The organism is Gordonia sp. (in: high G+C Gram-positive bacteria) (genome assembly GCF_047600385.1).
Lineage (GTDB): Bacteria > Actinomycetota > Actinomycetes > Mycobacteriales > Mycobacteriaceae > Gordonia.
On the sequence record NZ_JASGKZ010000001.1, the window covers coordinates 1,107,573 to 1,133,891 of the forward strand.

The 26,319-nt window shown below is 70.1% G+C and carries 19 protein-coding genes; 16 read left to right on the top strand and 3 right to left on the bottom strand.

What is annotated here, in order from left to right; translation table 11 throughout:
• The first annotated feature begins 55 nt into the window (after positions 1-55).
• The 7 genes from QM809_RS04875 (at position 56) to QM809_RS04905 (ending at position 9,018) form a co-directional block, all read left to right on the top strand.
• Positions 56-2,005 (top strand): AMP-binding protein, encoded by a 1,950-nt coding sequence (locus QM809_RS04875; protein ID WP_415044690.1) that lies wholly within the window; start codon positions 56-58, stop codon positions 2,003-2,005.
• Positions 2,002-3,162: an acyl-CoA dehydrogenase family protein gene (locus tag QM809_RS04880; RefSeq protein ID WP_415044691.1), complete on the top strand. Its 1,161-nt coding sequence runs from the start codon at positions 2,002-2,004 to the stop codon at positions 3,160-3,162. Before QM809_RS04875 ends, QM809_RS04880 begins: the two co-directional genes overlap by 4 nt.
• Before the next feature lie 40 nt (positions 3,163-3,202).
• Positions 3,203-4,330, top strand: coding sequence for a CaiB/BaiF CoA transferase family protein (locus QM809_RS04885; protein ID WP_415044692.1), 1,128 nt, complete (start codon positions 3,203-3,205; stop codon positions 4,328-4,330).
• Positions 4,331-4,344: 14 nt separating this feature from the next.
• Positions 4,345-4,995: a hotdog domain-containing protein gene (locus QM809_RS04890; protein WP_415044693.1), complete on the top strand. Its 651-nt coding sequence runs from the start codon at positions 4,345-4,347 to the stop codon at positions 4,993-4,995.
• Between the two features lie 157 nt (positions 4,996-5,152).
• The gene (locus QM809_RS04895; protein ID WP_415044694.1) at positions 5,153-6,097 is read left to right on the top strand and encodes an alpha/beta hydrolase; all 945 of its coding nucleotides are present in this window, start codon (positions 5,153-5,155) and stop codon (positions 6,095-6,097) included.
• Positions 6,098-6,522: 425 nt separating this feature from the next.
• Complete coding sequence (locus QM809_RS04900) at positions 6,523-7,398, top strand: SDR family NAD(P)-dependent oxidoreductase (protein ID WP_415044695.1); 876 nt, start codon at positions 6,523-6,525, stop codon at positions 7,396-7,398.
• Positions 7,399-7,632: 234 nt separating this feature from the next.
• On the top strand, positions 7,633-9,018 hold the full coding sequence (locus QM809_RS04905) for an MFS transporter (RefSeq protein WP_415044696.1): 1,386 nt from the start codon (positions 7,633-7,635) through the stop codon (positions 9,016-9,018).
• Between the two features lie 77 nt (positions 9,019-9,095).
• Here the strand turns inward: QM809_RS04905 and QM809_RS04910 are convergent, their stop codons facing one another.
• Entirely contained in the window at positions 9,096-10,460 is a 1,365-nt protein-coding gene (locus QM809_RS04910) for a phenylacetate--CoA ligase family protein (RefSeq protein WP_415044697.1), read from the bottom strand.
• Positions 10,461-10,635: 175 nt separating this feature from the next.
• On the opposite strand from QM809_RS04910, the gene QM809_RS04915 reads away from it, so the two are divergent.
• From QM809_RS04915 to QM809_RS04930, 4 genes are all read left to right on the top strand, one after another.
• Positions 10,636-11,319, top strand: coding sequence for a GntR family transcriptional regulator (locus QM809_RS04915; protein ID WP_415044698.1), 684 nt, complete (start codon positions 10,636-10,638; stop codon positions 11,317-11,319).
• A gap of 475 nt (positions 11,320-11,794) precedes the next feature.
• Positions 11,795-13,060: a CaiB/BaiF CoA transferase family protein gene (locus QM809_RS04920; protein ID WP_415044699.1), complete on the top strand. Its 1,266-nt coding sequence runs from the start codon at positions 11,795-11,797 to the stop codon at positions 13,058-13,060.
• A 130-nt stretch (positions 13,061-13,190) separates the two neighbouring features.
• On the top strand, positions 13,191-14,669 hold the full coding sequence (locus QM809_RS04925) for an aldehyde dehydrogenase family protein (RefSeq protein WP_415044700.1): 1,479 nt from the start codon (positions 13,191-13,193) through the stop codon (positions 14,667-14,669).
• 191 nt (positions 14,670-14,860) lie between these two features.
• Positions 14,861-16,009, top strand: coding sequence for a lactonase family protein (locus QM809_RS04930; protein WP_415044701.1), 1,149 nt, complete (start codon positions 14,861-14,863; stop codon positions 16,007-16,009).
• An 85-nt stretch (positions 16,010-16,094) separates the two neighbouring features.
• On the opposite strand, the gene QM809_RS04935 is transcribed toward QM809_RS04930, so the two are convergent.
• Entirely contained in the window at positions 16,095-17,282 is a 1,188-nt protein-coding gene (locus tag QM809_RS04935; protein WP_415044702.1) for an acyl-CoA dehydrogenase family protein, read from the bottom strand.
• A gap of 226 nt (positions 17,283-17,508) precedes the next feature.
• Here QM809_RS04935 and QM809_RS04940 point away from each other — a divergent pair, with 226 nt between their 5' ends.
• Both QM809_RS04940 and QM809_RS04945 read left to right on the top strand, forming a co-directional pair.
• Positions 17,509-17,970, top strand: a complete 462-nt coding sequence (locus tag QM809_RS04940; RefSeq protein WP_415044703.1) for a MaoC family dehydratase — start codon at positions 17,509-17,511, stop codon at positions 17,968-17,970.
• A gap of 37 nt (positions 17,971-18,007) precedes the next feature.
• Positions 18,008-19,957, top strand: coding sequence for an AMP-binding protein (locus tag QM809_RS04945; protein ID WP_415044704.1), 1,950 nt, complete (start codon positions 18,008-18,010; stop codon positions 19,955-19,957).
• Between the two features lie 64 nt (positions 19,958-20,021).
• On the opposite strand, the gene QM809_RS04950 is transcribed toward QM809_RS04945, so the two are convergent.
• The gene (locus QM809_RS04950; protein ID WP_415044705.1) at positions 20,022-20,654 is read right to left on the bottom strand and encodes a TetR/AcrR family transcriptional regulator; all 633 of its coding nucleotides are present in this window, start codon (positions 20,652-20,654) and stop codon (positions 20,022-20,024) included.
• A 207-nt stretch (positions 20,655-20,861) separates the two neighbouring features.
• Here QM809_RS04950 and QM809_RS04955 point away from each other — a divergent pair, with 207 nt between their 5' ends.
• The 3 genes from QM809_RS04955 to QM809_RS04965 all read left to right on the top strand — a co-directional run bounded on the left by QM809_RS04955 (position 20,862) and on the right by QM809_RS04965 (position 26,318).
• Positions 20,862-22,928, top strand: a complete 2,067-nt coding sequence (locus QM809_RS04955; RefSeq protein WP_415044706.1) for an acetate--CoA ligase family protein — start codon at positions 20,862-20,864, stop codon at positions 22,926-22,928.
• 16 nt (positions 22,929-22,944) lie between these two features.
• Entirely contained in the window at positions 22,945-24,099 is a 1,155-nt protein-coding gene (locus tag QM809_RS04960; protein WP_415044707.1) for a LuxR C-terminal-related transcriptional regulator, read from the top strand.
• Between the two features lie 152 nt (positions 24,100-24,251).
• Positions 24,252-26,318 (top strand): hydantoinase/oxoprolinase family protein, encoded by a 2,067-nt coding sequence (locus QM809_RS04965; RefSeq protein ID WP_415044708.1) that lies wholly within the window; start codon positions 24,252-24,254, stop codon positions 26,316-26,318.
• The last annotated feature ends 1 nt before the right edge of the window (position 26,319 follow it).

A 26,319-nucleotide genomic window follows, 5' to 3' on the forward strand; every position in this document is an offset into this window, starting at 1 on the left:
CGTCCGGGGCCGGGGTTCCGGCCCGGGCGCTGCCGCGAGAAGGAGAACACCGTCAATGACCGAGTACGCGTGGAATCCGGACGAGTCCGTCCGGGAGCGCAGCCGGCTCCTGAACGCGATGCGTTCGGCGGGCTTCGGCGACGATCTCGCCGCCTACCGGGAGTTCAACGCCCGTGCCGCCGGTGACCCGGAGTGGTTCTGGCGTCGCGTCGTCGACGACCTGGACATCGAGTTCGCGACGCCGTTCGACGCCGTGCTCGACGCCTCCGACGGCAAGCCGTTCCCGCGGTGGTTCCCGGGCGGGGCGTTGAACGTCGCGCAGATCTGCGTGCAACGGCACGCCGAAGGCCCGCTCGCCGAGCGCACCGCCGTGGTCTACGAGGGCGACGACGGCACCCGCCGCACCGTCACCTTCGCCGAGCTCGACGAGCAGGTCCGTCGGTTCGCCGCGAACCTGGCGGGGCTGGGCGTGGGCCGGGGCGACCGCGTGGTGCTGTTCATGCCGGTGGTCCCGGAGGCGGTCGTCGCCTTCTTCGCCATCGCGATGCTCGGCGCCGTCGCGGTGCCCACGTTCAGCGGCTACGCCCCCGACGCGCTCGCCACCCGCCTGCAGGACTCGGAGGCGGTCGTCCTGATCACCGCCGACGGGACCACCCGCCGCGGCAACCCCATCGACATGAAGACCACCGCCGATGCGGCCGTCGCGATGTCGCCGAGCGTCCGGCACGTGGTCGTGATCCGCCGCCTCGGCGGCGAGGTGGCGATGGAGCCGGGCCGCGACGTGTACTACGACGAGCTGCCCGCCGAGCCGACGCCCGTCGAGACGGTCGTGACCGAGGCGAACGACCCCCTCTGCGTGGTCTACACCTCGGGCACCACCGGCCGTCCGAAGGGCATCGTGCACAGTCACGGCGGCTTCGCGGTGAAGACCGCGGTCGACTTCGCGTACGGCTTCGAGGTGGGCGCGGACGACGTCGTCTGCTGGATCACCGACCTCGGCTGGCTGGTCGGGCCGATGCTGATGACCGGCCCGCTGCAGCTCGGTGCCACCATCGTGATGGTGGAGGGGCTGCCGACCTACCCGGACGCGAGCCGGATGTGGGACGTGATCGACCGGAACGGCGTCACCGTGCAGGGCATCGCGCCCACCGCCGCCCGCGCCCTCCGCGCCGCCGGCGACGACGCGATCAAGCCGATCCCGTCGCTGCGCGCCTTCGTCTCCACCGGCGAGGCGTGGGACGAGCCGACCTGGTGGTGGCTGTTCGAGAAGGTCGGCGGCGGCACCCGCCCGATCATCAACTACAGCGGCGGCACCGAGGTCGGCGGCGGCATCCTCATCGGCTACTCCGTGTTCCCCGCCGGACCGGCCGCGTTCAACGCGCCGCTGCCGGGGGTGGTCGCCGACGTGTTCGACGACGCCGGCCGCCCGGTGGTCGGGGAGATCGGCGAACTGGTGATCACCAACACCTTCCCCGGCCAGACGCACGCCTTCTGGCACGACCGCGCCCGCTACCTCGCCACCTACTGGGATCGCTTCGAGGGGACCTGGGTCCACGGCGATCTCGCCTCGATCGAGGCCGACGGCACCTGGGTGATCCACGGCCGCTCCGACGACACCCTGAAGCTGTCCGGCCGCCGCGTCGGCCCGGCCGAGATCGAGACGGCGCTGCTGCGGGACGGCCGCATCGCCGAGGTCGCCGTGATCGGGGTGCCCGACGAACGCCGCGGCATGCGGGCCGTCGCCTTCGTCGTCCTCCGCGACGACGCCGGAGAGGTGTCGGTCGATGACCTGGAGGCGAAGGCCGTCGCCCACGCGGGCAAGGGGTTCGCGCCCGCGGTGGTGCCGGTCGCCGGTCTGCCGAAGACGAAGAACGGCAAGATCATGCGCCGCCTGATCCGCGCCCGCTACCTCGGCGCTCCCACGGGTGACCTGTCCGCGCTGGACCCGGGCACGCCCATCGAGAACATCCCCACCACTTCCACCACCGCAGGAGAACGATCATGACCAACGACGCCCCGGATCTGGATCTGATCCGCACCACCGTCAGCGAACTCGCCCGCAAGTTCGACAACGACTACTGGCTCGAGTGCGACCGCGAGCACAAGTACCCGTGGGAGTTCGTCAAGGCCTTCGCCGACGGCGGCTGGCTCGGCGCGATGATCCCGGAGGAGTACGGCGGGATCGGCCTGGGCCTGCAGGAGTGCGGCGTGATGATGGAGGAGATCGCCGCCTCCGGTGCCGGCATGAGCGGCGGCTCGGCCATCCACTTCTACGTCTTCCCGCCCGCGCCGATCATCAAGTACGGCTCGGAGGAGATGAAGAAGAAGTACCTGCCGCGCATCGCCAAGGGCGAACTGCTGCTGGCCTTCGGCATCACCGAGCCGACCGCCGGGGTGGACACCTCGCGCATCAAGACCAAGGCCGAGAAGGTCGAGGGCGGCTGGAAGATCAACGGCCAGAAGGTGTTCATCACCAACGCCCAGAACGCCGAGCGCATCCTGCTGCTCGCCCGCACCTCGCCGCGCGACGACGAGCACCCGCTGCGCGGCATGACGATCTTCTGCGCGCCGATGGACCGCGAGCACGTCACCGTCCGCGAGATCGACAAGATGGGCCGCGCGGCCATCGACACCAACGAGTTGTTCATCGACGACCTGTTCGTCGCCGACGAGGACGTCGTCGGCGAGGTGGGCCGGGGCTTCAACTACATCATCGACGGCCTCAACCCGGAGCGGATCGTCGTGGGCCTCGAGGGCGTCGGCATCGCGCGGTGCGCCCTGGACATCGCCACGAACTACGCCAAGGAGCGGGTGGTCTTCGACCGTCCGATCGGCCAGAACCAGGCCGTCTCGCATCCGTTGGCCGACTCGTGGATCCGCATCCAGGCCGCCCGCCAGGTCGCGATGAACGCCGCCAGGCTGTTCGACGAGGGCAAGCCGTGCGGTCCGGAGGCCGCGGCCGCCAAGTATCTGGGCGCCGAGACCGGCTACGAGACCGCCAACCGCGGCTTCTCGACGCTGGGCGGCTACGCCTACGCGAAGGAGTACCACATCGAGCGGCTGCTCCGGGAGGTCCGGCTGCTGCCGAACGCCCCGTTCAGTCAGGAGATGGTGCGCAACTTCGTCGCCCAGAACGTGCTGGGGATGCCGCGCTCGTACTGAGCCGGCGGACGAGTTCACAGGGATCGAGGAGGATCGTGCGATGACCGGACCGCTCGACGGCGTCCGAGCCGTGGTGCTCGCCGGAATGGGCCCGGTGCCGTACACGTCCATGCTGCTGGCCGACCTCGGCGCCGAGGTGGTGCGGGTGGACCGCCCGGCCGCCCGCGGCGCCCGCGCGCTCGCCCAGGTGAGCGGGATGACGCCGGAGACGGACGTGGTGGGCCGCGGGGTCGACTCGGTCGTGGTGGATCTGAAGGATCCGGCCGGCCGGGACTCGGTGATCGCGCTGGCCGCGGCGGCGGAGGTGTTCATCGAGGGCTACCGGCCCGGCGTCGCCGAACGCCTCGGTCTCGGTCCCGACCGTCTCCTCGCCGCCGCTCCGGCGCTGGTCTACGCCCGGCTGACCGGCTTCGGCCAGGACGGGCCGCGCGCCCGCGAGGCCGGCCACGACATCAACTACGTGGCCGCCTCCGGGGTGCTCGGACACCTGGGCCGGGCCGGTGAGGCGCCGCTGCCGCCGATCAACCTGCTCGGCGACTACGCCGGCGGCGGCATGCTCGCGGCGCTCGGGATCGTCTCGGCTGTGCTCTCGGCCCGGACCACGGGCGAAGGCCAGGTGGTGGACGTGGCGATGGCCGACGGCGCGGCGCTGCTCACCGCCAAACTCCACGGCCTGCGGGCCGCCGGACTCTACTCCGACGAGCGGGGCACCAACTTCCTCGATTCCGGGGCGCCCTTCTACGACACCTACCGGTGCGCCGACGGCGGCTACCTCGCCGTCGGCGCACTGGAGGCCGACTTCTACGCCGAGTTCGTCTCGCGGCTCGGCGTCGACACCGCGGACTGGCCGGCACAGAACGATCGCGCGCAGTGGCCGCGTCTGCGTGCACTGATCGGTGAGGCCGTCGCCGCGCGGTCGCGCGACGAGTGGGCGGAGGTCTTCGCGGGCACCGATGCGTGCGCCGGTCCGGTCCTCACCTTCGACGAGGCCGCCGACAGCGAGCACGGTCGCGCCCGCGGCCTGTACCGGCGGGTGGGCGAGGTGCTCCATCCGGCGCCTGCGCCGCGCTTCTCGCGGACCCCCGCCCGCGAGCCCGCGCCGTCGCCCGCGGCGCCGCGCGACCTCGCCGCGGTGCTCGACGAGTGGCGTCCGGACTCCCGCGGCTGACGGGACCGTCGACGATGACCGAGCACGGCGACACACCGCGCGACGAGCGGCACGTCGTCGTCGACCGGCGCGGCGAGTTCCTCAAGTACACCGACCGGGAGGCCCCGGCGTCGTACCCGGACTTCTTCCACGCGATGCGCGGACTGATGGACCTGGCGGTCGCCGCCGATGCCGACGACGACGCGTACCGGCGCGCCGCGGAGAAGATCGGTGAGGTCGCGGCGATCCTCGAACCGCACCGGGAGGCCGTCGAAGCCGCCGGCCCGGCCGCGCGCACCGTCGACCTGCCGGGGCGCGGTTCCGTCCTCGCCCCGCCGTGGACCCTCGACGAGCGCGGCCCCGACGGCATCGGCGGCACGGTCCGGTTCAGCAGGTTCCACGTCGGCGGCCACGCGGCCGCGCACGGCGGCGCCGTCGCGCATCTCTTCGACGACCTGTACGGCTGGGTGATCGAGGCGGCGGGCCTGCCCATCGCCCGGACCGCCTACCTCAAGGTGGACTACCGCGCCGTGACCCCGGTGGACGCCCCGGTCCGCTACGCCGGGCGGATCGACCGCGTCGACGGCCGCAAGGTCTTCCTCGTCGCCGAACTGCTCGACGAGGAGGGCTCCGTCCTCGCCGAGAGCGAGGCCCTGATGGTGATGCTGCGCCCCGGCGCCCGCTGAGCGCGACGGTGCCCGCAGGCCTCGCTCCGGTTCGGGAGTGGCCGCGATCATAGGTCTGTTCTCTGCCTGTTCGGCCTCTTTCGTCGTTCCTAGGATCGAAGACATGAAGAGCACGGACGAAGGGTCCGGTGCGCCGACGATCGGAAGGGATCGCGAAATGACTGAGAAGGTCGAGACCGTCGACATCAAGGGCTGGGCGTGGGACATCGCCGCCGACATCTACTTCCCGCCGTCGTTCGACCCGTCGAAGAAGTACCCGGCGGTCGTGTCGGCCCACCCGACCGGCAGCTGCAAGGCGCAGACCTCGGGCAACGTCTACGGCACCGCGCTGGCCGACGCCGGCTTCGTGGTGATCGCGTTCGACGCCAGCTTCCAGGGTGAGAGCGGCGGCGAGCCGCGATCGGTCGAGGACCCGGGATTCCGGGTCGGCGACTTCAGCTTCGTCATCGACCACCTGGTGACCCTGCCCTACGTCGACGACGAGAACATCGGCGTCCTCGCGGTCTGCGGCGGCGCCGGCTACGCGGTGCAGGCGACGATGATCGACCGCCGCGTCAAGGCGCTCACCACCATCGCGGGCAGCAACGTGGGACGACTCATGCGCGAGGGCTTCTCCCAGTACGACCCGATGGGCATGCTCGAGGCCGTCGCGGCCCAGCGCACCGCGGAGGCCCGCGGCGCCGCGGAGCAGATCAACGACCTGCTGCCGCCGTCGGTGGAGGCGGCGCAGGAGGCCGGTGTCACCGACATCGACGTCCTGGAGGCGGCCGACTACTACAAGACCCCGCGCGGGGCGGCTCCCGGCGGCAAGACCAGCTTCAACTTCGCCCGACAGGGTGCGCTGGCGCTCTGGGACGCCTACGACCGCGTCGAGACCTTCCTGACCCAGCCGCTGCTCGTGGTGATCGGCGACAAGCCGGGCGGGTTCGCCTCCCAGCGTCTGGGCATGGAGCTGTTCGGCCGCGCGGCGTCGAAGGGCAAGGAACTGCTCGTCGTCGAGGGCGCCTCGCACTACGACCTGTACGACCGGTCCGAGCCGACCGGCAAGGCGCTGGAGCGGGTGATCCCGTTCTTCGGCGAGCACCTGCACCTGAACGGCTGATCCCGACGATCGTCTGATCTCGCGGAACCGGAGAAGGCCGGTGACCCGGGCTGAGAAGCCCCGGTCACCGGCCTTCCGGCATCGTGGACGACGACGAACCGTGCGGGACGGTGCTCCCTCGCCCCCCGAGTCGATAGCGCGAAACCGCTTCCCCGCCGGTCGACGATTCGTCTCCTCTCCGTTCTCGGAGGTCGGGGCGTGCCTCCGACGCTCCCTGAGCCGCCCGCGAGCGCAGCGAGCCTGCGAGTCGAAGGGGCTCAGCGGTCGTTCTCGACGGCGGAAGTGTCCAGAAACATGGACAGCCGGTGACTCGGGACACATGACATAAAAGATGTGATCCCGCCGGCTGGTCGCCGAGCGCACTCGTAACGAGCGCCCGGGAGGACGGGTCCTTCGGGCGGGCCGCAACGGAAAGGAATGACGACATGCTGAACTTCGAGGGGAAGGTCGCCCTGGTGACCGGCGGCGGTCGCGGCCTCGGCCGATCACACGCCGAACTGCTGGCCTCGCGCGGCGCCGCCGTGCTGGTGAGCGATATGGACGCCGAGGCCGCCGACGAGGCCGCCGCCGCCATCGTCGCCGCCGGCGGCAGGGCCGCGTCGTACCGGGGCGATGTGACCGCCGACGCCGAAGGCATCGTGAAGGCCGCCGTCGACGCCTTCGGGAAGCTCGACATCGTCGTCAACAACGCCGGCATCGACCAGCACACCGACTTCGACGAGAACGCGATGGCGCAGACCCGCCGCCACATGGAGGTCAACTTCCTGGGCACGGTCGCCGTCACCGCCGCGGCCTGGCCGCACCTGGTGGCGAGCGGCGCCGGCCGCGTGGTCAGCACCGCGTCGCCGACCCTGTCCGGCTGGGAGGGGGAGAGCCCCTACGTCGCCTCCAAGGGCGCGCTCTTCGCCTGGACTCGCACCGTGTCGATCGAGGCGCTGAAGAAGGGCATCCGCGTCAACGCGATCGCCCCCACCGCGTACACGCGGCTGGCCGAGGCCGCCGACATCCCGGACTCGCTCAAGGAGCACCTGAAGGAGAACATGACCACCGCCATGGTGTCGCCGGTGGTGGCCTACCTGGCCTCCGACGAGTGCGCGGTGGCCGGTGAGACCATCCTGGCTCAGGGCGGCCTGATCCAGCGCTTCTCGCTGGCGATGAACGACGGCTACACCAACCCGCAGCTCACCCCCGAGGACGTGCAGGCGAACCTGTCGGTGATCGTCGACGACGCCACCGCCAAGCCGCTGGGCATCATCGGCACCGAGAGCGAGACCTCGCTGCTGGATCTCTTCGAGGACTGAGCCCCGCGCCGCCGAAAGCGCTCGAAGGCCCGGTGCCGGTTCCTGGAGGACCGGCACCGGGCCTCACTTCTTCGCGGTTCCGAAACCTTGTCCTCACCTATGGTGCATTATATATTGTGCGTAGTGATGGACGGCACAGCCGAGCCGCAGCCGGGCTCCTGTCACAGGTTCCGGGGTGGCCGGCTCGGACGACGCCCCGTCCTCGATCACGGAATCGCCACGAGAAGGGTCCCCATGACGACTACTGCCACCACGAGGAAGGGCGGGCCGGGATTCGTCCTGGCCCTCTGCTTCTTCGCCATGCTCGGAGACGGCTTCGACCTGACCATCTACGGGTCGACGCTGCCGTCGCTGATGCACCAGTTCGGCACCGACAAGCAGACCCTCGCCAACATCCACAGCGCCACGCTGGCCGCGATGATGGTCGGCTTCATCCTGGCCGGACCGATCGCCGACCGCATCGGCCGCCGCCTGCCGATCATCGTCGGCACCCTGCTGTTCTCACTGTTCAACGGCGCCTGCCTCTTCGCCGACTCGCTCGGGACGTTCGGCACCTTCCGCATCCTCTCGGGCATCTTCCTGGGCACCGTCGTCCCGTCGGTGATCGCCCTGGTCGCCGAATTCGCGCCCGCCGGGAAGCGGCAGGTGTTCAACGGCATCGCCATGATCGGCTACCCGGTCGGCGGCATCCTGGTCACCGCGATCTCGCTGACGGTGCTCCCGACGGCCGCCGAGCTGACCGCCGCCGCGGAGGCCGGCTCGCCGCTGGAGAACTGGCGCCTGGTGTACGGCTTCGCCGCGATCTTCCTGGTCCTGGTGCCGATCATGATCTGGCGGCTGCCGGAGTCGCCGGGCTATCTGATGGCCACGGGACGTGAGGAGGAGTCGCTCGTCGTGATCCGCGAATGGGGCGTCGACCCCGGCGTCGTCTACGCGGACAAGAAGGCCGCCGACGACGCGGGCGCCGGCGGATACCGGCTGCTGCTCTCGAACAGGTACGTCGTCGCGACGATCATCTTCACGCTGGTGGTGTTCTGCCAGCAGGTCCTGACCTACGGTCCGAACACCTGGCTGCCCGCGATGACCGCGGCGATGGGCTTCGCGGGGATGCAGGGCACCTGGGCGCTGCTGTGCATGTCGTTCGGCTCGGTGGTCGGCACCTACATCGGCGCACGTATCGCCGACAAGGGCGGTGCGACGCGCACGATCATCCCGTACTTCGTCCTGTGCGCGATCTCGTTGACAGCGCTGGCCTACGGCGAGGCGATCGGCGCGGTGGGAATCTTCGTCGCCGCGTTCCTGACCGGTTTCAGCGTCACCGGTTCCACGGCCCTGATGTACGGCATCATCGCCGCGTACTACCCGGTGTCCAGCCGCGGTTCGGCCGTCGGCTTCTGCGTGGGCATCGCCCGGTGCGGAGGCATCCTCGGGCCGCAGATCGGTGCGGTGTTCGTCAGTCCGCGGGCCGGCCTGCTGGCGTTCATGGTGCTGGCGATTCTCGGCGCCGCCCTGGTCGCGGTCCTGCGCGCCTACCAGTCCCGGCGCGGCTCCGACGGACCGCAGGTCGACGGAATCGACCCCCGCGCCGCCAAGACCGAGAGCGAGGTCGTCGCGGGCTGAGCGGCACGCCGCTCGCGCCGATCGCGGGGGTGGGACCGGGGCGAGCGTCCCGGCCCCACCCCGCGTCGTCGTCGGGGTCAGACGCGTTCGATCAGGGCGACCTTCACATGATCCGGACGTTTCAGGGTGCCGTCCGGAACGAGTTCGACGACGGCCTTCACATTCAGCGCGGACCGGATCCTGGTCTCGACGGCCTCCTTGAGGGCCGTCTGCCCGTCGGGATCCAGGTCTGCGGCGTGTTCGACCACCACCGCGAGCGGCTTCTGGGTGGTGTGCCCCTCGAAGTCGACCCGGATCCGCATCTCGCCGGTGGCGGCCGGCGCGAGTTCGGCGACCAGTTCCTTGACGGCGGAGGGGAACAGATTGATGCCGCGCACGATCAGCATGTCGTCGGTGCGTCCGACGCAGCGGATCTTGTAGCCGGTGCGTCCGCACGCGCAGTCGGTGCCGGTCACCACCACGTGGTCGCGGGTCCGGAACCGGAGCAGCGGGGAGGCTTCTCGGCGGAGCGCGGTGTACACCAGTTCGCCGGTCGTCCCCTCGACCGGATCGAGCACCTGGCCGCTGTCCGGATCGATGAGTTCGGCGACCATCAGATCGGGGGAGTGGAAGTGCATGCCGTCGCCGACTTCGCATTCGCCCCAGTAGGTGCACGCGATGTCGGTCCCGCCGAGCATCTCGCGCACCGAAGCGCCCCACAGTCCGGCGAGCCTGTCGCGGACGACGGGCAGTCCGCCGCCGGGTTCGCCGCCCACGCTGATGGTGCGCACCCCGAGGTCCTTCGCCTCGGCGCCGACGATCGACGGCGCCTGCTCGGCGAGGTGGGTGAGGAAGTAGGGGGTGCCGATCAGGGCGTTCGGCCGCTGATCGGCCTGGACTCGCAGCAGTCGGTCGGCACCGGCCTCGGCGCCGATCGGGATGTCGACGATCCCCATGTACTGCAGGATCTGCACCACCGGGATGCCGCCGACGAAGCCCTTGCTCATCCCGAACCCGTGCAGCAGTCGATCGCCGGGGCGGAAGCCGTTGGCGTAGAGCGCGCGGGCACCGAGCTCACACCAGGTGGTGACGTCACCGCGGGTCAGGCCCACGTAACTGGGACTGCCGGTGGTGCCCGACGACGCCTGGATCTGGACGATCCGATCGTCGGCCGCGGCGACGTGCTCACCGAGCGGCGGTGCCGCCTTCAGGGAGTCGCGCAGTTCCTGTTTCTCGGTGAACGGCAGATCGGCCAGATCCGCCGCGGTGCGCACCGCGGCGGGATCGACGCCCGCGGCGGCGAGCTTCCGGCGGTAGAAGGCGCTGTGCGTCGCCAGGTACTCGATCTGCTCCCGGAGGCGACGGCTCTGGATCGCCGCGCGGTCGTCGTCCGTTGCTCCTTCGATCGCATTCCACCACGATGCCGAGTACGGCTGCTGCGCCACGATTTCCTCCGTCGTCACCGATCCCCCGAGAATCGAATACTTCATATTATCCGTGGTCTGTGAAGTCGGGGGAGGGGAACCGTCGAACATCGCCGGAAGGCGCGTCGCGGAATGCCGAAAAAAGGTGAACCGTATTATATATTTCCTGGTGGGGCGCGTGCGGAGCGCGGGAGAAGGAAATGGTGGTACGACGATGACGATGGAGACCGGTTCCAGAGCCGCGGGCCGACAGCAATTGTCCGAGGACGTCGCCGCATACGTCCGGGAGATGATCATCTCCGGTCGTGCCCGCCCCGGAGACTTCCTGCGCACCGAACCGATCGCCAAGGCGGTCGGGGTGAGCAACACGCCGGTCCGGGAGGGGCTGCTGATCCTCTCCGGCGAGGGCTTCGTCGAACTGGTTCCGCGCCGGGGGTTCGTCGTCGCCGAGTTCACCAAACAGGACGTGCGCGACCTGTTCTGGGCGCAGGCCGTCCTCGCGGCGGAGCTGACGCGTCGAGCCGCCGAGAACATCACCGCCGCGCAGATCACTCAGCTGCGCGAGATCTTCGCGGGACACCGCGCGGCACTGGAGTCGGGCGACCGCGACGGCACGGTCCGGTACGGACACGAGTTCCATCGCGCGGTCAACATCGCCTCCGGGTCGCGTCGGCTCGCCATGATGCTCGCCTCGATCGTCCGACAGCTGCCGAACCGCTTCTACAACGACATCGAGGGTCACACCGACGACACGATGGACTCGCATCCGAAGATCATCGAGGCGCTCGCCGCCCACGACGGCGAGCGCGCCGCGGACATGATGCGCGAGCACATCATGTCCGGCGCCGAGGAACTCGTCTCGATGCTGGCCGACCAGGGGATGTGGCCGGACGACTGAACCGGGCCTCTGCCGAGGAGCCGTGTCCTCCCGTGCGGAGCGCCCGGCATCTCCGTGGACGGGGCGGTGTTCTTCCCCGGGGGCTGGGATCTCCGTCGGCTGAGCCCGGCCGCGAACGGAGTGAGTGGCCGGTGTCGAAGCCTCCCGTGCCCGATCCACGCGCGCTCACCCGAACATCGGTGCGCGCCCGCTGACCGGCGGCATCCTTCCGTGACGGCGGAAGACCGTCGCCGGACGGGGATGCCGGGCACCCTCGGGCCGGTGCCGGATCTCGACTCCGCTCGATCACCGAGGGGTCTCGATCACTGAGGGGGCTCGGTCGTCGAGGGGTCTCGATCATCGGGGGCGGCCGGCGAGGGGGCCTCGAGGCCCGGCGCGAGCACACCGGGGGATCGCTCGTCCGGGCGTCGGCGGTGAGGGCGTCGGAGAGCGCGAAACGGTTTCACATTTTCAAATAACATGTTAGAAATAGCGCATGACAGCCACTTCCGGAGAAGATCCGGTGGAGCACCGGCCCCTCGAAGGCGTGCGCGTCCTGGACCTCACCGTCGCCCTGTCGGGTCCGTACGCGACCCTGATCCTGGTCGCGCTCGGGGCCGAGGTGATCAAGATCGAGTCGCCGGGCGGCAGCGACATCTCCCGGTTCAATCCGCCGTTCGCGACCCCGTCGGGGGAGCTGCACCTGGGCGGCATGGAACCCGGCGACGTCTCGCTGTCGGTCCTGGCGCGCACGCGCGGCAAGAAGTCGGTGGAGCTCGATCTCAAGTCGGCGGCCGGACGCGACGTCTTCTACCGGCTCGCCCGGAACTCCGACGCGGTGGTCGAGAACCTGAGCGACGGCGTCGTCGACCGGCTCGGCGTGGACTACGAGACGCTCCGCGAGATCAACCCGGCGCTGATCTACTGCTCGCTCAACGGCCTCGGCCGGCCGAGTGCGTTCCCCGGGACCAAGGCGATGGACGTGATCGTGCAGGCGCTCAGCGGCGCGATGGACGCCACGGGCGAGACCGACGGTCCGCCGCTGCGCTTCGGGCTCCCGATCGCGGACCTGCTGGCTCCGCTGTACACGGTGATCGGACTGCAGGCCGCGCTGCTCTCGCGCCGGGACACCGGCCGGGGACAGCGGGTGGACGTGTCGATGCTCGAGGCGCTCGCCTCCCTGCTGCCCTTCGAGCACGGCGACGTGCTGCGGCGCCACGGATTCCCGGCCCGCTCGGGCAACCACCACGACCGGCTCGCGCCGTTCGGCGTCTACCGCACGTCCGACGGTCACGTGGCCCTCACCGGCGCCTCCGACTCCTGGACGGCCGAGATCTTCGCCGCGATGGGGGTTCCCGAACTGGCCGTCGACCCCCGGTTCGCCTCGCGCGGACCGCGGGCGGCCAACGCCGCCGTGCTCAACACGATGATCGAGGACTGGACCGCACAGCGGACCACCGCCGAGGTCCTCGAACGGCTGGGAACCGAGCGCGGTGTGCCGTGCGTGCGTGTGCGCACCGGCGCCGAGGTGCTCGACGACGAGGACCTCGCCGAACGGGGCGTGATCGGTGCGTTGCCGGGCCTGACCGGCGAACCGCTCGAGGCGAAGGCGGCCGGGATCCCGATCCGGATGTCGGCGACGCCGGTGGTGCTGGACCAGCCCGCGCACCCGCTGGGCGCGGACACCGAGGACGTGCTCAGGACGGTCGCCGGGCTCGACGACGACGAGTTGGCGGCGCTGCGCGCGGTCGAGGCGATCTGACGGCGGCCCTGGAGAGACGGCGGTCCCGGAGAACCGTCTGGTCGTCGTCGAGAAAGACCTGTCATCACCCGCGGCCGGGAGGAGCCCGCGCCGCGTCACCCGGAGAACGCCGGCGAAAGGAATCACCGTCATGACCGACGAGAACGAGGGCATCAGCCCGCTCCTGCACGAAGGCTCCCTGCTGATCGACGGCGAATGGGTGGCTCCGCTCTCGGGCGAGTCGTCGCCCGTGATCGATCCCGGCACCGAGGAACGGATCGGCACGGTCGGACTGGCCGGTGACGCCGACGTCGAGGCCGCGGTCGCCGTCGCCCGTCAGGCCTTCGCCGAGGAACGGTGGATGCGGCTGTCGGCGCAGCAGCGTTCGGCGATCATCTGGAAGCTCTCGGATCTGATCGCCGAGAACATCGACGAGCTCGCTCGCCTGGAGAGCCTGGACGTCGGCATGCCCGAACCCACCGCGCGGGCGATGATCGGCGAGGCGGTCAACATGTACCGCTACTTCGCGGGATGGGCGGACAAGGTCTACGGCGTCAGCGCCGAGATCGGACCCGCGGAGATGCGTTTCCAGGGATTCACGCGGAAGGAGCCGGTCGGCGTCGCCGCGCTCATCACCTCGTGGAACGCCCCGATGATCGGCAACGCGATGAAGCTGGGGCCCGCCCTGGCAGCCGGATGCGTCACCATCCTGAAACCGTCGGAGGAGGCCTCGCTCACCACCCTGGCGCTGGGCGGTCTCGCGCTGAAGGCCGGCGTCCCGGCCGGTGTGGTGAACGTCCTCACCGGTGTCGGCGGCGTGGTGGGCGCCGCACTCACCGGGCACGACGGCGTGGACAAGGTGAGCTTCACCGGTTCCACCGCGGTGGGCAGACAGATCGTCGAGGCGGCCGCCGGAAACCTCAAGAAGCTCTCGCTGGAACTGGGCGGGAAGTCGCCGATGATCGTGCTGCCCGACGCCGACCTGGAGGCGGCGCTGCCGGCGCTCGCGGTCGGGATGTTCTGGAACTCGGGACAGATCTGCACCTCGGGCACCCGACTGCTCGCGCACGCCGACATCGCCGATCGGGTGGCGGAGGGCGTCGCCGAGGTGGCTCGCAACATGAAGATCGGTTACCGCACCGAACCGGGCGTCGAACTCGGTCCGCTGGTCAGCGCCCGGCAACTCGGTCGCGTCGAGGACTACGTGGCCGGCGCCAAAGAGGACGGGGCCACCGTGATCACCGGCGGCAGGCGGACCGGCGACCGCGGCTACTACTACGAGCCGACCGTGCTGACCGACGTCGACCCGTCGATGCGGGTGGTGAAGGAGGAGGTCTTCGGTCCCGTTCTCGGCGTGATGTCGTGGTCGGACGTCGACGAGGCCGTCGCGGTCGCCAACGACACCTCCTACGGTCTCGCGTCGAGCGTGTGGACCAGGGACGTCAACGCCGCACTCACCGTCGCCCGGCGGATCCGGGCCGGCCGAGTGAACATCAACATCCACCGGGCGGGCGGCGTCCAGTTGCCGATCGGCGGCTACAAGCAGTCCGGGTGGGGTCGTGAGTGCGGGCCGGAGGGCATCTCCGAGTTCCTCGAGACCAAGTCGGTGGTCACCCGGATCTGGACCTGACGGGCGGTCGCCTCGCAGACCGGGTGGTCGTCCGGTGAGTCCGGACGACCACCCGGAATTCGTGCATCCTTCCAGTTCAAGGGCCTGGAGTGAAGACCGGCAGACTGTCCAGAAGTCTGAACACCTGCGTGGCTGCAATCACATTAGCGTCGAAAAAGATGCATCATCCGGTCACACAGAAGGCAGAGACATTGAACAAGCAATCCGTCGGCGGCACGTCGCGGAGAGGTGGGGGCCCGGTCCGTGCCCTGGCCGCTCTCGCGACCGTCGCCGCACTGATACTCGGACTGATCTCCGTTCCGTCCACGGCCACCGCGGAGCCGGGGGCTTCGCAGGCGGCCTCGTCGAACCCGAAGTTCCTCGTCGTGGCGGGCACCGAGATGGGCAAGGTCGTCGTCCTCCGGCTGCTGGACGGCGGCGGTCTGCGGAAGGTGAGCGAACAGTCGACCGGCAACGGCACCATGTCGGTGAAGGTCGCGCAGAACGGCCGGACCGTGTTCGTCGGCAACATGCTCGACCAGGCGATCGCCGTGTACCGGATCTCCGATTCGGGTCGACTGAACCCGATCCAGAAGATCGGCGTCGGCGGGGTGCCGGTCACCTTCCAGCCGTCCCCCGACGGGAAGTACCTCTACGTCGCCAACGGTCTCGGTCGGCTGAAGACCCTGCGCATCACCGATTCCGGGCGGCTGCAGGACACCGGACACTCGGTCGATCAGCTGAACGCCACCCTCGCGCCGATGGTCACGGTGGACCCGAACAGCAAGTTCGTGCGCGTGGCCAGTGCCTTCGAGTGGGGGATCAAGAGCTACCGCGTCGGAGGCGGCGGCAGACTGATTCCGCTGGGCACGGTGAGCGCGGGCATCACCCCGGTGAACGGCAACACCACCCCGGACGGCAAGTTCTTCTACATCGCCCACGAGATGAGCATGGACGTGCGCGGTTACCGCATCCTCAAGGACGGCAACCTGGCGCCGATCGGCTCGTGGTTCAGCGGTCCCATCTCGCACGAGGTGCAGATCACCGCCGACGGCAAGCGCGCCTACGTGCCCAACGCCGGCAGCTTCAACATCACCGGCTGGAACATCGGGAAGAACGGTCGACTGACCCCGCTGCCCGGATCGCCGTACGCCTCGGACGTCCTCACCATGCCCGCGCTGGTGGTCCTCAACCCGAACGACAAGTATCTGTACGCCATCGACGTGTTCTCGCCGGGCAAACTCGGCACCACGCACGCGCACTCGTTCCGGATCAACCCGAACGGTTCGCTGACCAAGATCGGCAGCACCGACCTCGGTCTGCTGGTGGTCGACGGTCCGGTCGCACAGCTCGCCGGCTGACAGGCGGAGACGTCGACGCGGTACGACCGCGGCGAAGAGCCCGCCCGAGGAATGTCGGGCGGGCTCTTCGTGTGCCGCGTCGGCGTCAGCCGAGCTTCTTCTTCTCGGTGCGGACGAGGCCGCCGCCGATGATGAGGCGTTGGATCTCACTGGTGCCTTCGTAGAGGCGGAGGAGGCGGACGTCGCGGTAGATGCGTTCGACGGTGGTTTCGCGCATGTAGCCGCTGCCGCCGTGGATTTGGACGGCTTTGTCGGCGATGTCGCCGACCATTTCGGTGCAGTAGAGCTTGGCGACGGAGGGGGCGATTCTGCGGTCGGTTTCGAGGACCCATTTTTGGGCGGCGTCGCGGACGAGGGCGCGGCCGGCCATGATGCCGGTCTGCATGTCGGCCAGGTGTGCTTGGACGAGTTGGAAGTCGCCGATGGGGGTGCCGCCTTGGGTGGTGACGGTGGCGTGCCGGAGCGCTTCGTCGAGGGCGCGCTGGGCCGAGCCGACGGCGAGGGCGGCGATGTGGACGCGCCCGCGGGCCAGCGAGATCATCGCGGCGCGGTAACCGGTGTCGACGTCGCCGCCGACCAGCGCCGAATCCGGCACCCGGACGCCGGTGTAGGCGACGTTGGCGGTCCAGGCGCCCTGCTGGCCCATCTTGGCGTCGTGCGGGGCCACCGACACGCCCTCGGTGTCGGCGGGGACCAGGAAGACGGCGATGCCCGGGCCGTTCTCGTCGGCGGGCCGGGTGCGCGCGAAGGTCACGAAGAGGTCGGCGTTCGGGGCGTTGGTGATGAAGCACTTCTCGCCGTCGATGATCCAGTCGCCGTTCTCGTCCTGGCGCGCCTTGGTGCGCAGGCCTGCGGGGTTGGAGCCGGCGCCGGGTTCGGTGAGGGCGAAGGAGGCGACGACGTCGCCGGAGGCGATGCCTTCGAGCCATCGGGTCTTCTGTTCATCGGTGCCGAAGTTGACCAGGACCTGGCCGGCGATGCCGTTGTTGGTGCCGAACATCGAGCGCAACGCCAGCGTCGTGTAGCCCATCTCCATGGCGAGCTCCACGTCCTGGACCAGGTTCAGGCCGAGGCCGCCCCACTCCTGCGGGATGGCGTAGCCGAACAGTCCCATGTCTTTGCACGCCTGGCGGATGTCGTCGGGGACGGCGTCGGTGTCGGCGATCTCCTTCTCACGGGGGACGACGCGCGTCTGGACGAAGTCTCGGACCGAGGCCAGGATCGCCTCGAAATCGTCGTCGCCGACTTCGGGATTGTGCGCGGGGACGGGCATGGAGCACCTCTCTGACGGTGGAAGGGGACGGCCGCCACCGTGCACACGGTGGGGCATGCAGAACCTAACAGAAAATCTATCGATCTGTTAGAAAATGTTGTACATTGTGCTTGCGCAGGCGAGACCTGGACCACGTGACGACCGGGCTCGCGCGCCGCGCGGGGGCATCGGCCCTCGGCCCCGCTCCCGCCGCGACATCGCTGACATCTGAGGAAGAGGATCGACAATGACCGGAATGTGGTTCGAGGAGTTCGAGGTCGGACAGGTCATCGAGCACGAGGTGCGTCGCACCATCACCGAGGCCGACAACGTCCTGTTCTCGACGATGACCCTGAACATGGCGCCGCTGCACCTGGACGCCGAGTACTCCAAGGACTCGTTGTTCGGGCAGCGCCTGGTGAACAGTCTGTTCCTGCACGGCCTGGTCTGCGGCATCTCGATGCAGGAGACCACCTACGGCACCACCCTGGGCAACCTCGGTTTCACCGAGACCAAGTTCCCCACACCGACCTTCCACGGCGACACCATTCGGGTGCGCACCGAGATCGTCGCCGTCCGCGAGTCCAAGAGCCGCGACGACTCCGGTCTGGTGACCTTCCACCATCAGGGCATCAACCAGCGTGACGAGGTGGTCTGCGACACCACCCGCGTCGGCCTGATGCTCAAGCGCCCCGAGATCGATTCCTGAACCCGCGACGACATCCGCTGAACTGGAGGTGGAGAGCATGCGAGGACCCGGGATCGTCGGCGGTCCGGCCGATCCGGTCTGGACGCCGCCCGACGAGGTCGTCGGGCGCAGTCGGCTGCTGGCCGCGATGCGCACCTGGGGGTACGACTCGCTCGCCGACGTGCACCGCGCATTGGTCGACGAGCCGGAGCGCTTCTGGCGCGATGCCGTCCGGGACCTGGACATCGAGTTCGAGACGCCGTTCGAGCGCGTGCTCGACGACGGCGACGGGAAGCCCTTCCCGAAATGGTTCGTCGGCGGGCGCATCAACCTCGCGACGCTCTGCTCGGCGCGGCACGCGGCCGGGCCGCGCGCCGACAAGACCGCCCTGATCTACGAGGGCGACGGCGGTCGCCGTCGGGAGCTGACCTACGCCGAGCTCGACGCGCGAGTCCAATGCCTGGCGGCGAACCTCGCCGCCCTCGGCGTGCGGCGCGGCGACCGGGTGGTGCTGTTCCTGCCGATCGTGCCCGAAGCGGCGATCGCCTACCTGGCCTGCGCGATGCTCGGCGCGGTCTCGGTCCCGGCGTTCTCCGGATACGGCGCCGATGCGGTCGCCACGCGCCTCGTCGACTCCGGTGCCACGGTGCTCATCACCGCCGACGGGTCCACCCGACGCGGCCGGACGGTGCCGATGAAGGAGACCGCCGACGAGGCGATGGACCTGGCCGGCGGCATCGTGAAGACGTGCATCGTCGTCCGCAACGTCGGGAACGACGTCGCGACGACCGCCGGCCGGGACGTCTACCACGACGAACTCGATCCGCATCCGGCTCCGGTGGAGACCGCGTCCACCGAGTCGAACGATCCGGTGACCATCGTCTACACGTCGGGCACCACCGGCCGACCCAAGGGCATCGTGCACTCGCACGGCGGCTTCGCGGTCAAGGCGGCGGTCGACTTCGCCTACGGTTTCGACATCCACGACGACGACGTGGTCGCCTGGATCGCCGACATGGGCTGGCTCCTCGGGCCGCTGCTGATCAGCGCGGTGCTGCAGCTCGGCGCGACCCTGGTCCTCACCGAAGGCGTGCCGACGTACCCGACCCCGAACCGGCTGTGGGAGATCGCCGAGCGCAACGGCGTCACCTTCCAGGGCATCGCGCCGACCGCGGCCCGGGCGCTGAAGGCCGCCGGCGACGACCCCGGCGCCGACCTGAGCACCGTCCGGACGTTCGCATCGACCGGCGAGGCCTGGGACGAGCCGACCTGGCACTGGCTCTTCGACACGATCGGCGAGGGCAGGCGCCCCGTCGTCAACTACAGCGGCGGCACCGAGATCGGCGGCGGCATCGCCGTCTCGTACCCGTTCCTGCCGATGGAGCCGGCGTCGTTCAACGCCCCGATGCTCGGCATCGATCTGGCGGTGCTGAACGACGACGCCGAGCCGGTGATCGGGGAGGTCGGCGAGATCTGCGTGCTCAACACCTCGCCGGGGATGACGCACTCGTTCTGGAAAGACCGGGAGCGGTACCTGGAGACCTACTGGAGCCGCTGGGACGGCGTGTGGGTGCACGGCGATCTCGCGTCCGTCGACGCCCGCGGCACCTGGCGGATCCACGGCCGCAGCGACGACACCCTCAAGGTGTCCGGCCGCCGCGTGGGGCCCGGCGAGATCGAGGCGAGCATGCTGGTGGATCGGCGCATCGTCGAGGCCGCGGTGATCGGCGTGCCCGACGAGCAGCGCGGCCAGCGGGTGGTCGGCTTCGTGGTGCCGGCCGATCCGGACGCCGTCCACGCCGACATCGCCGCCGAGGCGGAGCGGAACGTGGGGCGGGCCTTCGCGCCGACGGTCCACGTGGTGGCCTCGCTGCCCAAGACCAAGAACGGCAAGGTGATGCGTCGCGCGCTGCGGGCCCGCTACCTGGGTCGGGACCCGGGCGATCTCTCGTCGCTCGATCCGGCGACGCCGCTCGAGGCGATCCCGCGCGGCCCCGTCGCTCCCTGAACCGGGTGCGAGCGCGGCGGGCCGGGGTGCCGAAGGGGCGCGGCAGCGCCTTCCGGCGAGGCGGTCAGCCCGCCGCCGGCCCGGTCAGTCCGTCGAGCATCAGCGCGAAGATGGTGTCGACGGTGGCCGCGGGCGTCGGCTTGGTGTGGCTCGGCCACTTGGCGAGCTGTTCGGACGTGTGCACCACGAAGAGATGCAGCACGTACGGATCGATGTCGGCGCGGATCTCGCCGCTGGTGACCGCGTCCTCGACGAGACGGTCCCACAGCGTCGAGAAGGCTTCGAGTTCGGGTCGCAGGCGCTCGCGCAGTTCCTCCGGCAGGGACCGGTAGTTCCGGATGTGCGCGGGCGAGACCGCGCCGATCTCCAGGCGGGCCGCGATGAAGTTGCGGGCGGCGGTGAAGAGCCGGTCGCCGGGCGTCGCCGACTCCGGAAGGGCGTCGACGGCCTCCCGGACGCGGCGGTGGGTGTACTCGGCGCCGCCGCCGAGCGCCTCCTCGACCAGCTGCTCCTTGGAGTCGAAATAGTAGTAGAGGCTGCCGGTCTGCAGTCCCGCCTCGGCGGCGATCGCGGAGAGGCGCGTGTGCTCGTAGCCCTGTTCGGCGAGCACCTTTCCCGCGGCGGCGATGATCCGGGCGCGCGTCTCCTCGGACTTGGTGGTCCGGCGGGTGGGGGTGGCCGAGTCGGTGGCAGTCATGGCGTCTCCGTCGTCGCTGAAGCGTCTCCCGGGCGGTGAGCGCGGAGCGCACGACGTCGCCGTCGTGCGGTGGGGCGAATCTAACTGTAGTCAAGAAACCGTTGCCGGTTATCTAACATATCGTTAGAATTCGATCGAGAGGTGCCCGCGCCGCACGACGCGCGGAGACACGATCGCCGATCGGCCGACTGAAGTGGAGAACGTACGGTGCTGCTCGATTACCAGGAACTGTCCGATGCGATGTCGGCGGCGGGCGTCCCGCTGGCGGCCGAACGTCTGGTCGACACCGCCGCCGAGGCGGTGGCCGCGGCCGCGTCGGTCCCCGGCCCGGTCGTGATGAAGCTGATCAGCCGGAGCATCGTCCACAAGGCCGACGTGGGCGCGGTGATCCTCGGCATCGACACCGACGACGATGCGAGCGCCGCCGCCGCGCGCCTGGAGGCCGTCGCCGCCGCCCAGGGTCTCGCCGACGAGCAGTGGCGGATCCTGGTCCAGCAGATGGTCGACACCCGTCGACCGGAGGTCTTCATCGGGCTCAAACACGACGAGACCTTCGGACCGGTCATCGTGGTCGGCGCCGGCGGCGGTCTCGTCGAGATCATGCCGGAACGGGCGATCGCGGCCTGTCCGCTGACCGTCGACGAGGCGCGGGAGCTGCTGCGCGGACTCGCGATCGGCACCGCGTTGGGCGAGTTCCGCGGCAATCCCGACGTCACCGGCGAGGTGGCCGAGGTGATCGCGGCCGCCTCCACCCTGCCGCAGCGGGTGCCGGGTCTGACCGAGGCCGACCTCAACCCCCTCGTGGTGACCGACCGGGGTCCGCTCGTGGTGGACGTGCGCATGGCCGTCGACCCGGCCCCGGCCGACGCCGCCCCCGCCGAGGCGTACGAGGTGCCCGACCTGACCCCGCTGCTCGAGCCGGAGTCGCTGGTCCTGATCGGCGCCAGCGCGACCGCCCTGCAGCCGGGCAACCGTGTGCTCGGTTATCTACGACAGCACGGCTACCCCGGGAGGGTCACCGTGGTGCACCCGACGGCCGCCGAGATCGACGGCTACCCGGCGGTGCCGTCCATCGCCGACGTCGAAGCGGGCTCGGTGGACCTGGCGTGCATCGTCGTCCCGGCCAGGTCCTGCGCCGAGGTCCTCGCCGGATTCGGCGAGAAGGGCGTGCGCGCCGCGGTGGTGATGAGTTCGGGCTTCTCCGAGGTCGGCGCCGACGAGGCCGAGGCCGAACTCGGGGCCGTCGCCCGGCGCTACGGCATCGCGCTGTGCGGACCGAACACGGTCGGCGTGATGAGCCCGGGCAGCAAGGTCCAGGTGAGTTTCTCGCAGGCGCAGAGCATGGCGGAGATCCCGAGCGGCCGGGTGGCGTTGATCGCCCAGTCCGGCGCCCTCGGCGGCAGCCTCTCGTCGCAGGCCGCCGAGCGCGGCATCGGTCTCAGCCACTTCATCAGCGTCGGCAATCAGGCGACCCTGCAGATCGCCGACTACATCGACCATCTCGCGGGCACCGACACCACCGACACCATCGCCGTGGTGGTGGAGGGCGTCGACGACGGTCGGCGGCTGCTCGACGCGATCGCGCGGGCCCGGGCCGGCGGCAAGGCCGTCCTGATCCTGAAGGTCGGTCGCACCGCGGTCGGCGCCCGGGCCGTGCAGTCGCACACCGGCAGCGTCGCCGGCGACTACGCCGTCTACCGGTCGCTGCTGACCCGCGCGGGAGCGACGCCGATCGACACGATCACCGAACTCCTCGACGCGCTGGCCCTGCGCGACATCGGCGCGGGACTCGACGACGGCGCCCGCCTCGGCGTGGTCTCGACGTCGGGCGGTGCCTGCTCGATGATCGCCGACCTGGCCACCCGGGAGGGTTTCGAGGTGCCCGTCTTCGGGGAGCGGCTGCGCACGACGATCGGGGAGATCCTGCCCAGCTACGCGGCGATCGCCAACCCGGTCGACGTGACCGGCCGCGTCACCGCGGACCCGAGTATCTACGGCAAGACCCTCGAGGTGATCCTCGCCTCCGCCGAGGTGGACGCGGTCGCGGTGCTGGTGACCACCGTCGCCGACCCGATGGCCGAGGAACTCGCCGCGCAGATCGCCGGCGCCGTGGCCGAGACCGACAAACCCGTCCTGGTCGCCTGGACCATCGCCGCCGAACTCGCCCCGAAGGGGCTGGGGCTGTTGCGCGAGGCGGGCATCCCGGTGTTCGACGATCCCGCCCGGATGATCCGGGCGGCCCGACTGGCCGGCGCGGCCCGAACGACTCGCTGAGACATGGAGTGACGGGATGATCGCGGAGACTCGTGCGGTCGGCGGGTCGGCGTCGTCCGGGCGACCGCACGAGCGTGTCGAGGAGGAGTTCGCCGAGCGGCTCACCGAGCTCGTCCACCGTGTCGGTGATCTTCCCGGTGGGAGCAGGATCGAGATTCCTGCCCACCCCGACCGGGCGGACTTCACGCGGGTCTTGAACGAGGCCTCGACGGAAGCGGTCACATCGATGACCCGGGGGCCCTCCCTCCCCGGGCCGGAGCGCGCGAGCCGGGTCTCGGAGCTGCTGGGCGACCTTCGCGGACTGCAGGTGGACGCCGAACGGACGTGGGCGGCCGAACGGGAACTGGGCGTGGCGCGTGGAATCCGCAATGCGGTCGCCGAGATGCGGGTGGCCGCCTCGTTCGAGTCGCTCTGCGAGATCGCCTCCCGCGTCGGACACGACTGCCTCGGTTTCGACCGGACCTTGATCTCCACCGTCGAGAACGGTCGCTGGAACATGCGCGCCATGCACGTCCCGCGGGCTCCGTCGTGGGCGCGGGAGATGCTCGCGGTGGGCATGGAGAACCCGCACCTGCTGGACGAGACTCTCATCGAGACCGACGTCGTCACCTCCGGGCGCCCGGCGATCGTCACCGAGGTGCCCGACAATCCGCGGGTGTTCCGGGAGTTCGCCGAGATCGGGAGGTCGCAGTCGTACGGTCTCGCCCCCGTCGAGGTCGGCGGCCGGGTGGTCGGGATGGTGCACGCCGACCAGTACTTCCAGCGGAGGGTCGTCACGTCCGCCGATCGGGTGCTTCTGGAGGCGCTCGCCGAGGGGTTCGCCCAGAGCCTGGCGATGGTCCGCGTGCGGGAGGGGCTGGCCGCGCTGCAGAACGATCCGTTCGGCCCGGCCGCGGCGGTGTCGCCCGGACTCGAAGCATCGGGCGCGCGGACGTCGGGCGTCGCCGCCGCCGCGGACGGCCGAGTCCGTCCGGCCGGGGCCCCGCTGACCCCGCGGGAGACCGACGTCGCCGAACTGCTGGCGCAAGGCGCCGCCAACCGGCAGATCGCCCGCCGACTGCGACTCTCCGAAGCCACCGTGAAGACCCACGTCTCGAGCATCCTGCGCAAGCTCGGTGTGTCCAGCAGGTCGGAGGCCGTGGCGCTGTGGCTCCGATCCCGAGGGACCTGACCGTTCGGGTCGTGGGCGCGGCATCGGAGGCGACCGTCGCCGGGGCATCTCAGTCGAAGGGATGAGGGGATCTCCGCCGAACGGTGGATCACACGGATCACACCGGGAGGTGAAAGTGAGAGGCGACACATTCACCTCACGAAGGAGGGACCATGGCAACCGGCGAACGTTGGTGGCTCGGGATCGATGTCGGCGGCACCTTCACCGACCTGGTGGCGATCGATCGCACCACCGGTGAGATCAAGGAACTCAAGGTGCTGACCACCCGGCCGCACCAGGAGGACGGCGTCCTCGAGGCCGTCACGAACTCGGGGATCGCCGTCGGCGACATCGACGAGATCGTGCACGGTCACACGCAGGGCATCAACGCGGTGCTCAGCCGGACCGGAGCGCACACCGCGCTGTTGAGCACGGCGGGCCACCGCGATCTGCTCGACCTGGGTCGGATGGACCGCGAATTCGGTCCACGACTGTACGACCCGACCTGGTTGCGGCCGCACCAGGAACGCCCGATCATCCGCCGTCGCGACCGCTACGGCATCCGCGAACGCATCGGATACGACGGCGAGCCGATCCTGGCCCTCGACGAACAGCAGGTCCGCGAGGTGGCGGGCGAGCTCGAGGAGAAGGGCGTCGAGGCGGTCGCGATCTGCTTCATGAACGCGTACCTGAACGACGAGCACGAGCTGCGCGCCGCGGAGATCCTGCGCGAGGAGTACCCGGAGCTCTACATCCAGACCTCGGCGCTGTACCCGGTCACCAAGGAGCACGAGCGGACCACCACCGTGGCGATGGATGCCTACGTCGGCCCCACCGTCACCGGTTATCTCTCGCGCCTGGAGAAGCGTCTCGCGGAGATCGGCTTCGGCGGCTCGCTGTGGATCATGACGATGAACGGCGGCGTCGGTTCCATCTCGGAGACCTCCAACGCACCCGTCTTCCAGCTGGTGTCCGGTCCGGTCGGCGGCGTCGCCGGCGCCGTCCAGCTCGCGCGGACCCACGGCGGTGGGACGAGCAACTACCTGACCATGGACGTCGGCGGCACCAGCACCGACATCGCCGCGGTGCGCGACGGTGCGACGCCGATGACCGACCTGTGGACCGTCGAACACGGACTGGTGATGACCATGCCCGCGGTCGACGTGCAGTCGGTCGGTTCCGGCGCGGGAAGCCTGATCCACGTCGACCGCCTCGGTGGTCTGCGGGTGGGCCCGGAGTCCGCGCAGTCGGTGCCCGGCCCGGCGTCGTACGGCCGCGGCGGCACCCGTCCGACCATCACCGATGCGTGCCTGCACCTGGGCATCCTGCAGCCCGACCTGTTCGCCGGCGGCTCGCTGCGACTGCAGCCCGACCTCGCGGAGAAGGCCCTGGCCGAGGTCGGCGCCCAGGTGGGCATGTCGGCGACCGAGCTGGCCGACGGCGCCTACCGGCTGGCGTGCTCGGACATGGCGGGCGCGCTGCGGTCGATCTCCACCTACCGGGGACTGGATCTGCGCGAGTTCTCGCTGCTGGCGTTCGGCGCCGCCGGGCCGATGATGGCGATCCAGGTGGCGCGCGAACTGGGCCTCGGTTCGGTGGTCGTGCCGCGACACCCCGGCGAGTTCTCCGCCTACGGCCTGATCTCTTCGGACCTGCGCGTCACCAAGGCGGTGTCCCCGATGGCGCCGCTGCGGGTGCTCGGGGCCGAGACGCTCGAGGCCGAGTTCTCCCGACTGGAGGGGGAGGCGAAGGCCGATCTGCTCAACCAGGGCGTCACCGAATCCGATGTGACGACCAGCCGCGAGATCTTCGCGATGTACTCCGGCCAGACCTGGGACAACCGCATCTCGGTGCCGCTGGACCACGTCGACGAAGCGGGCCTGGAGGTGATCGCGCAGCGTGTGCACGACTTCTACCAGCAGCGTTTCGGGTTCACCGCGACAGAGTTGCCGATCATGGTGACCACCGTCGAGGTCACCGCCGCAGCGGCCCGGCCCGCGGAGGCGCCGCGCGGGGCCGTCGAGTCGGAGGGCTCCAGCCTGCTCCGGCACGCTCCGCTGCGTCTGGCGGGCAAGGACTTCGGCGACGTGCCCGTGCACGACCGGGCGCGATTGAGCACCCTCGACCGGATCCACGGCCCCGCCGTCATCGTCGAGCAGTACGCCACCACGGCCCTCGACGAGGGCTCCACCGCTCGGATCGACGAATCCGGCGATCTCATCGTCACCTTGGGAGACTGAC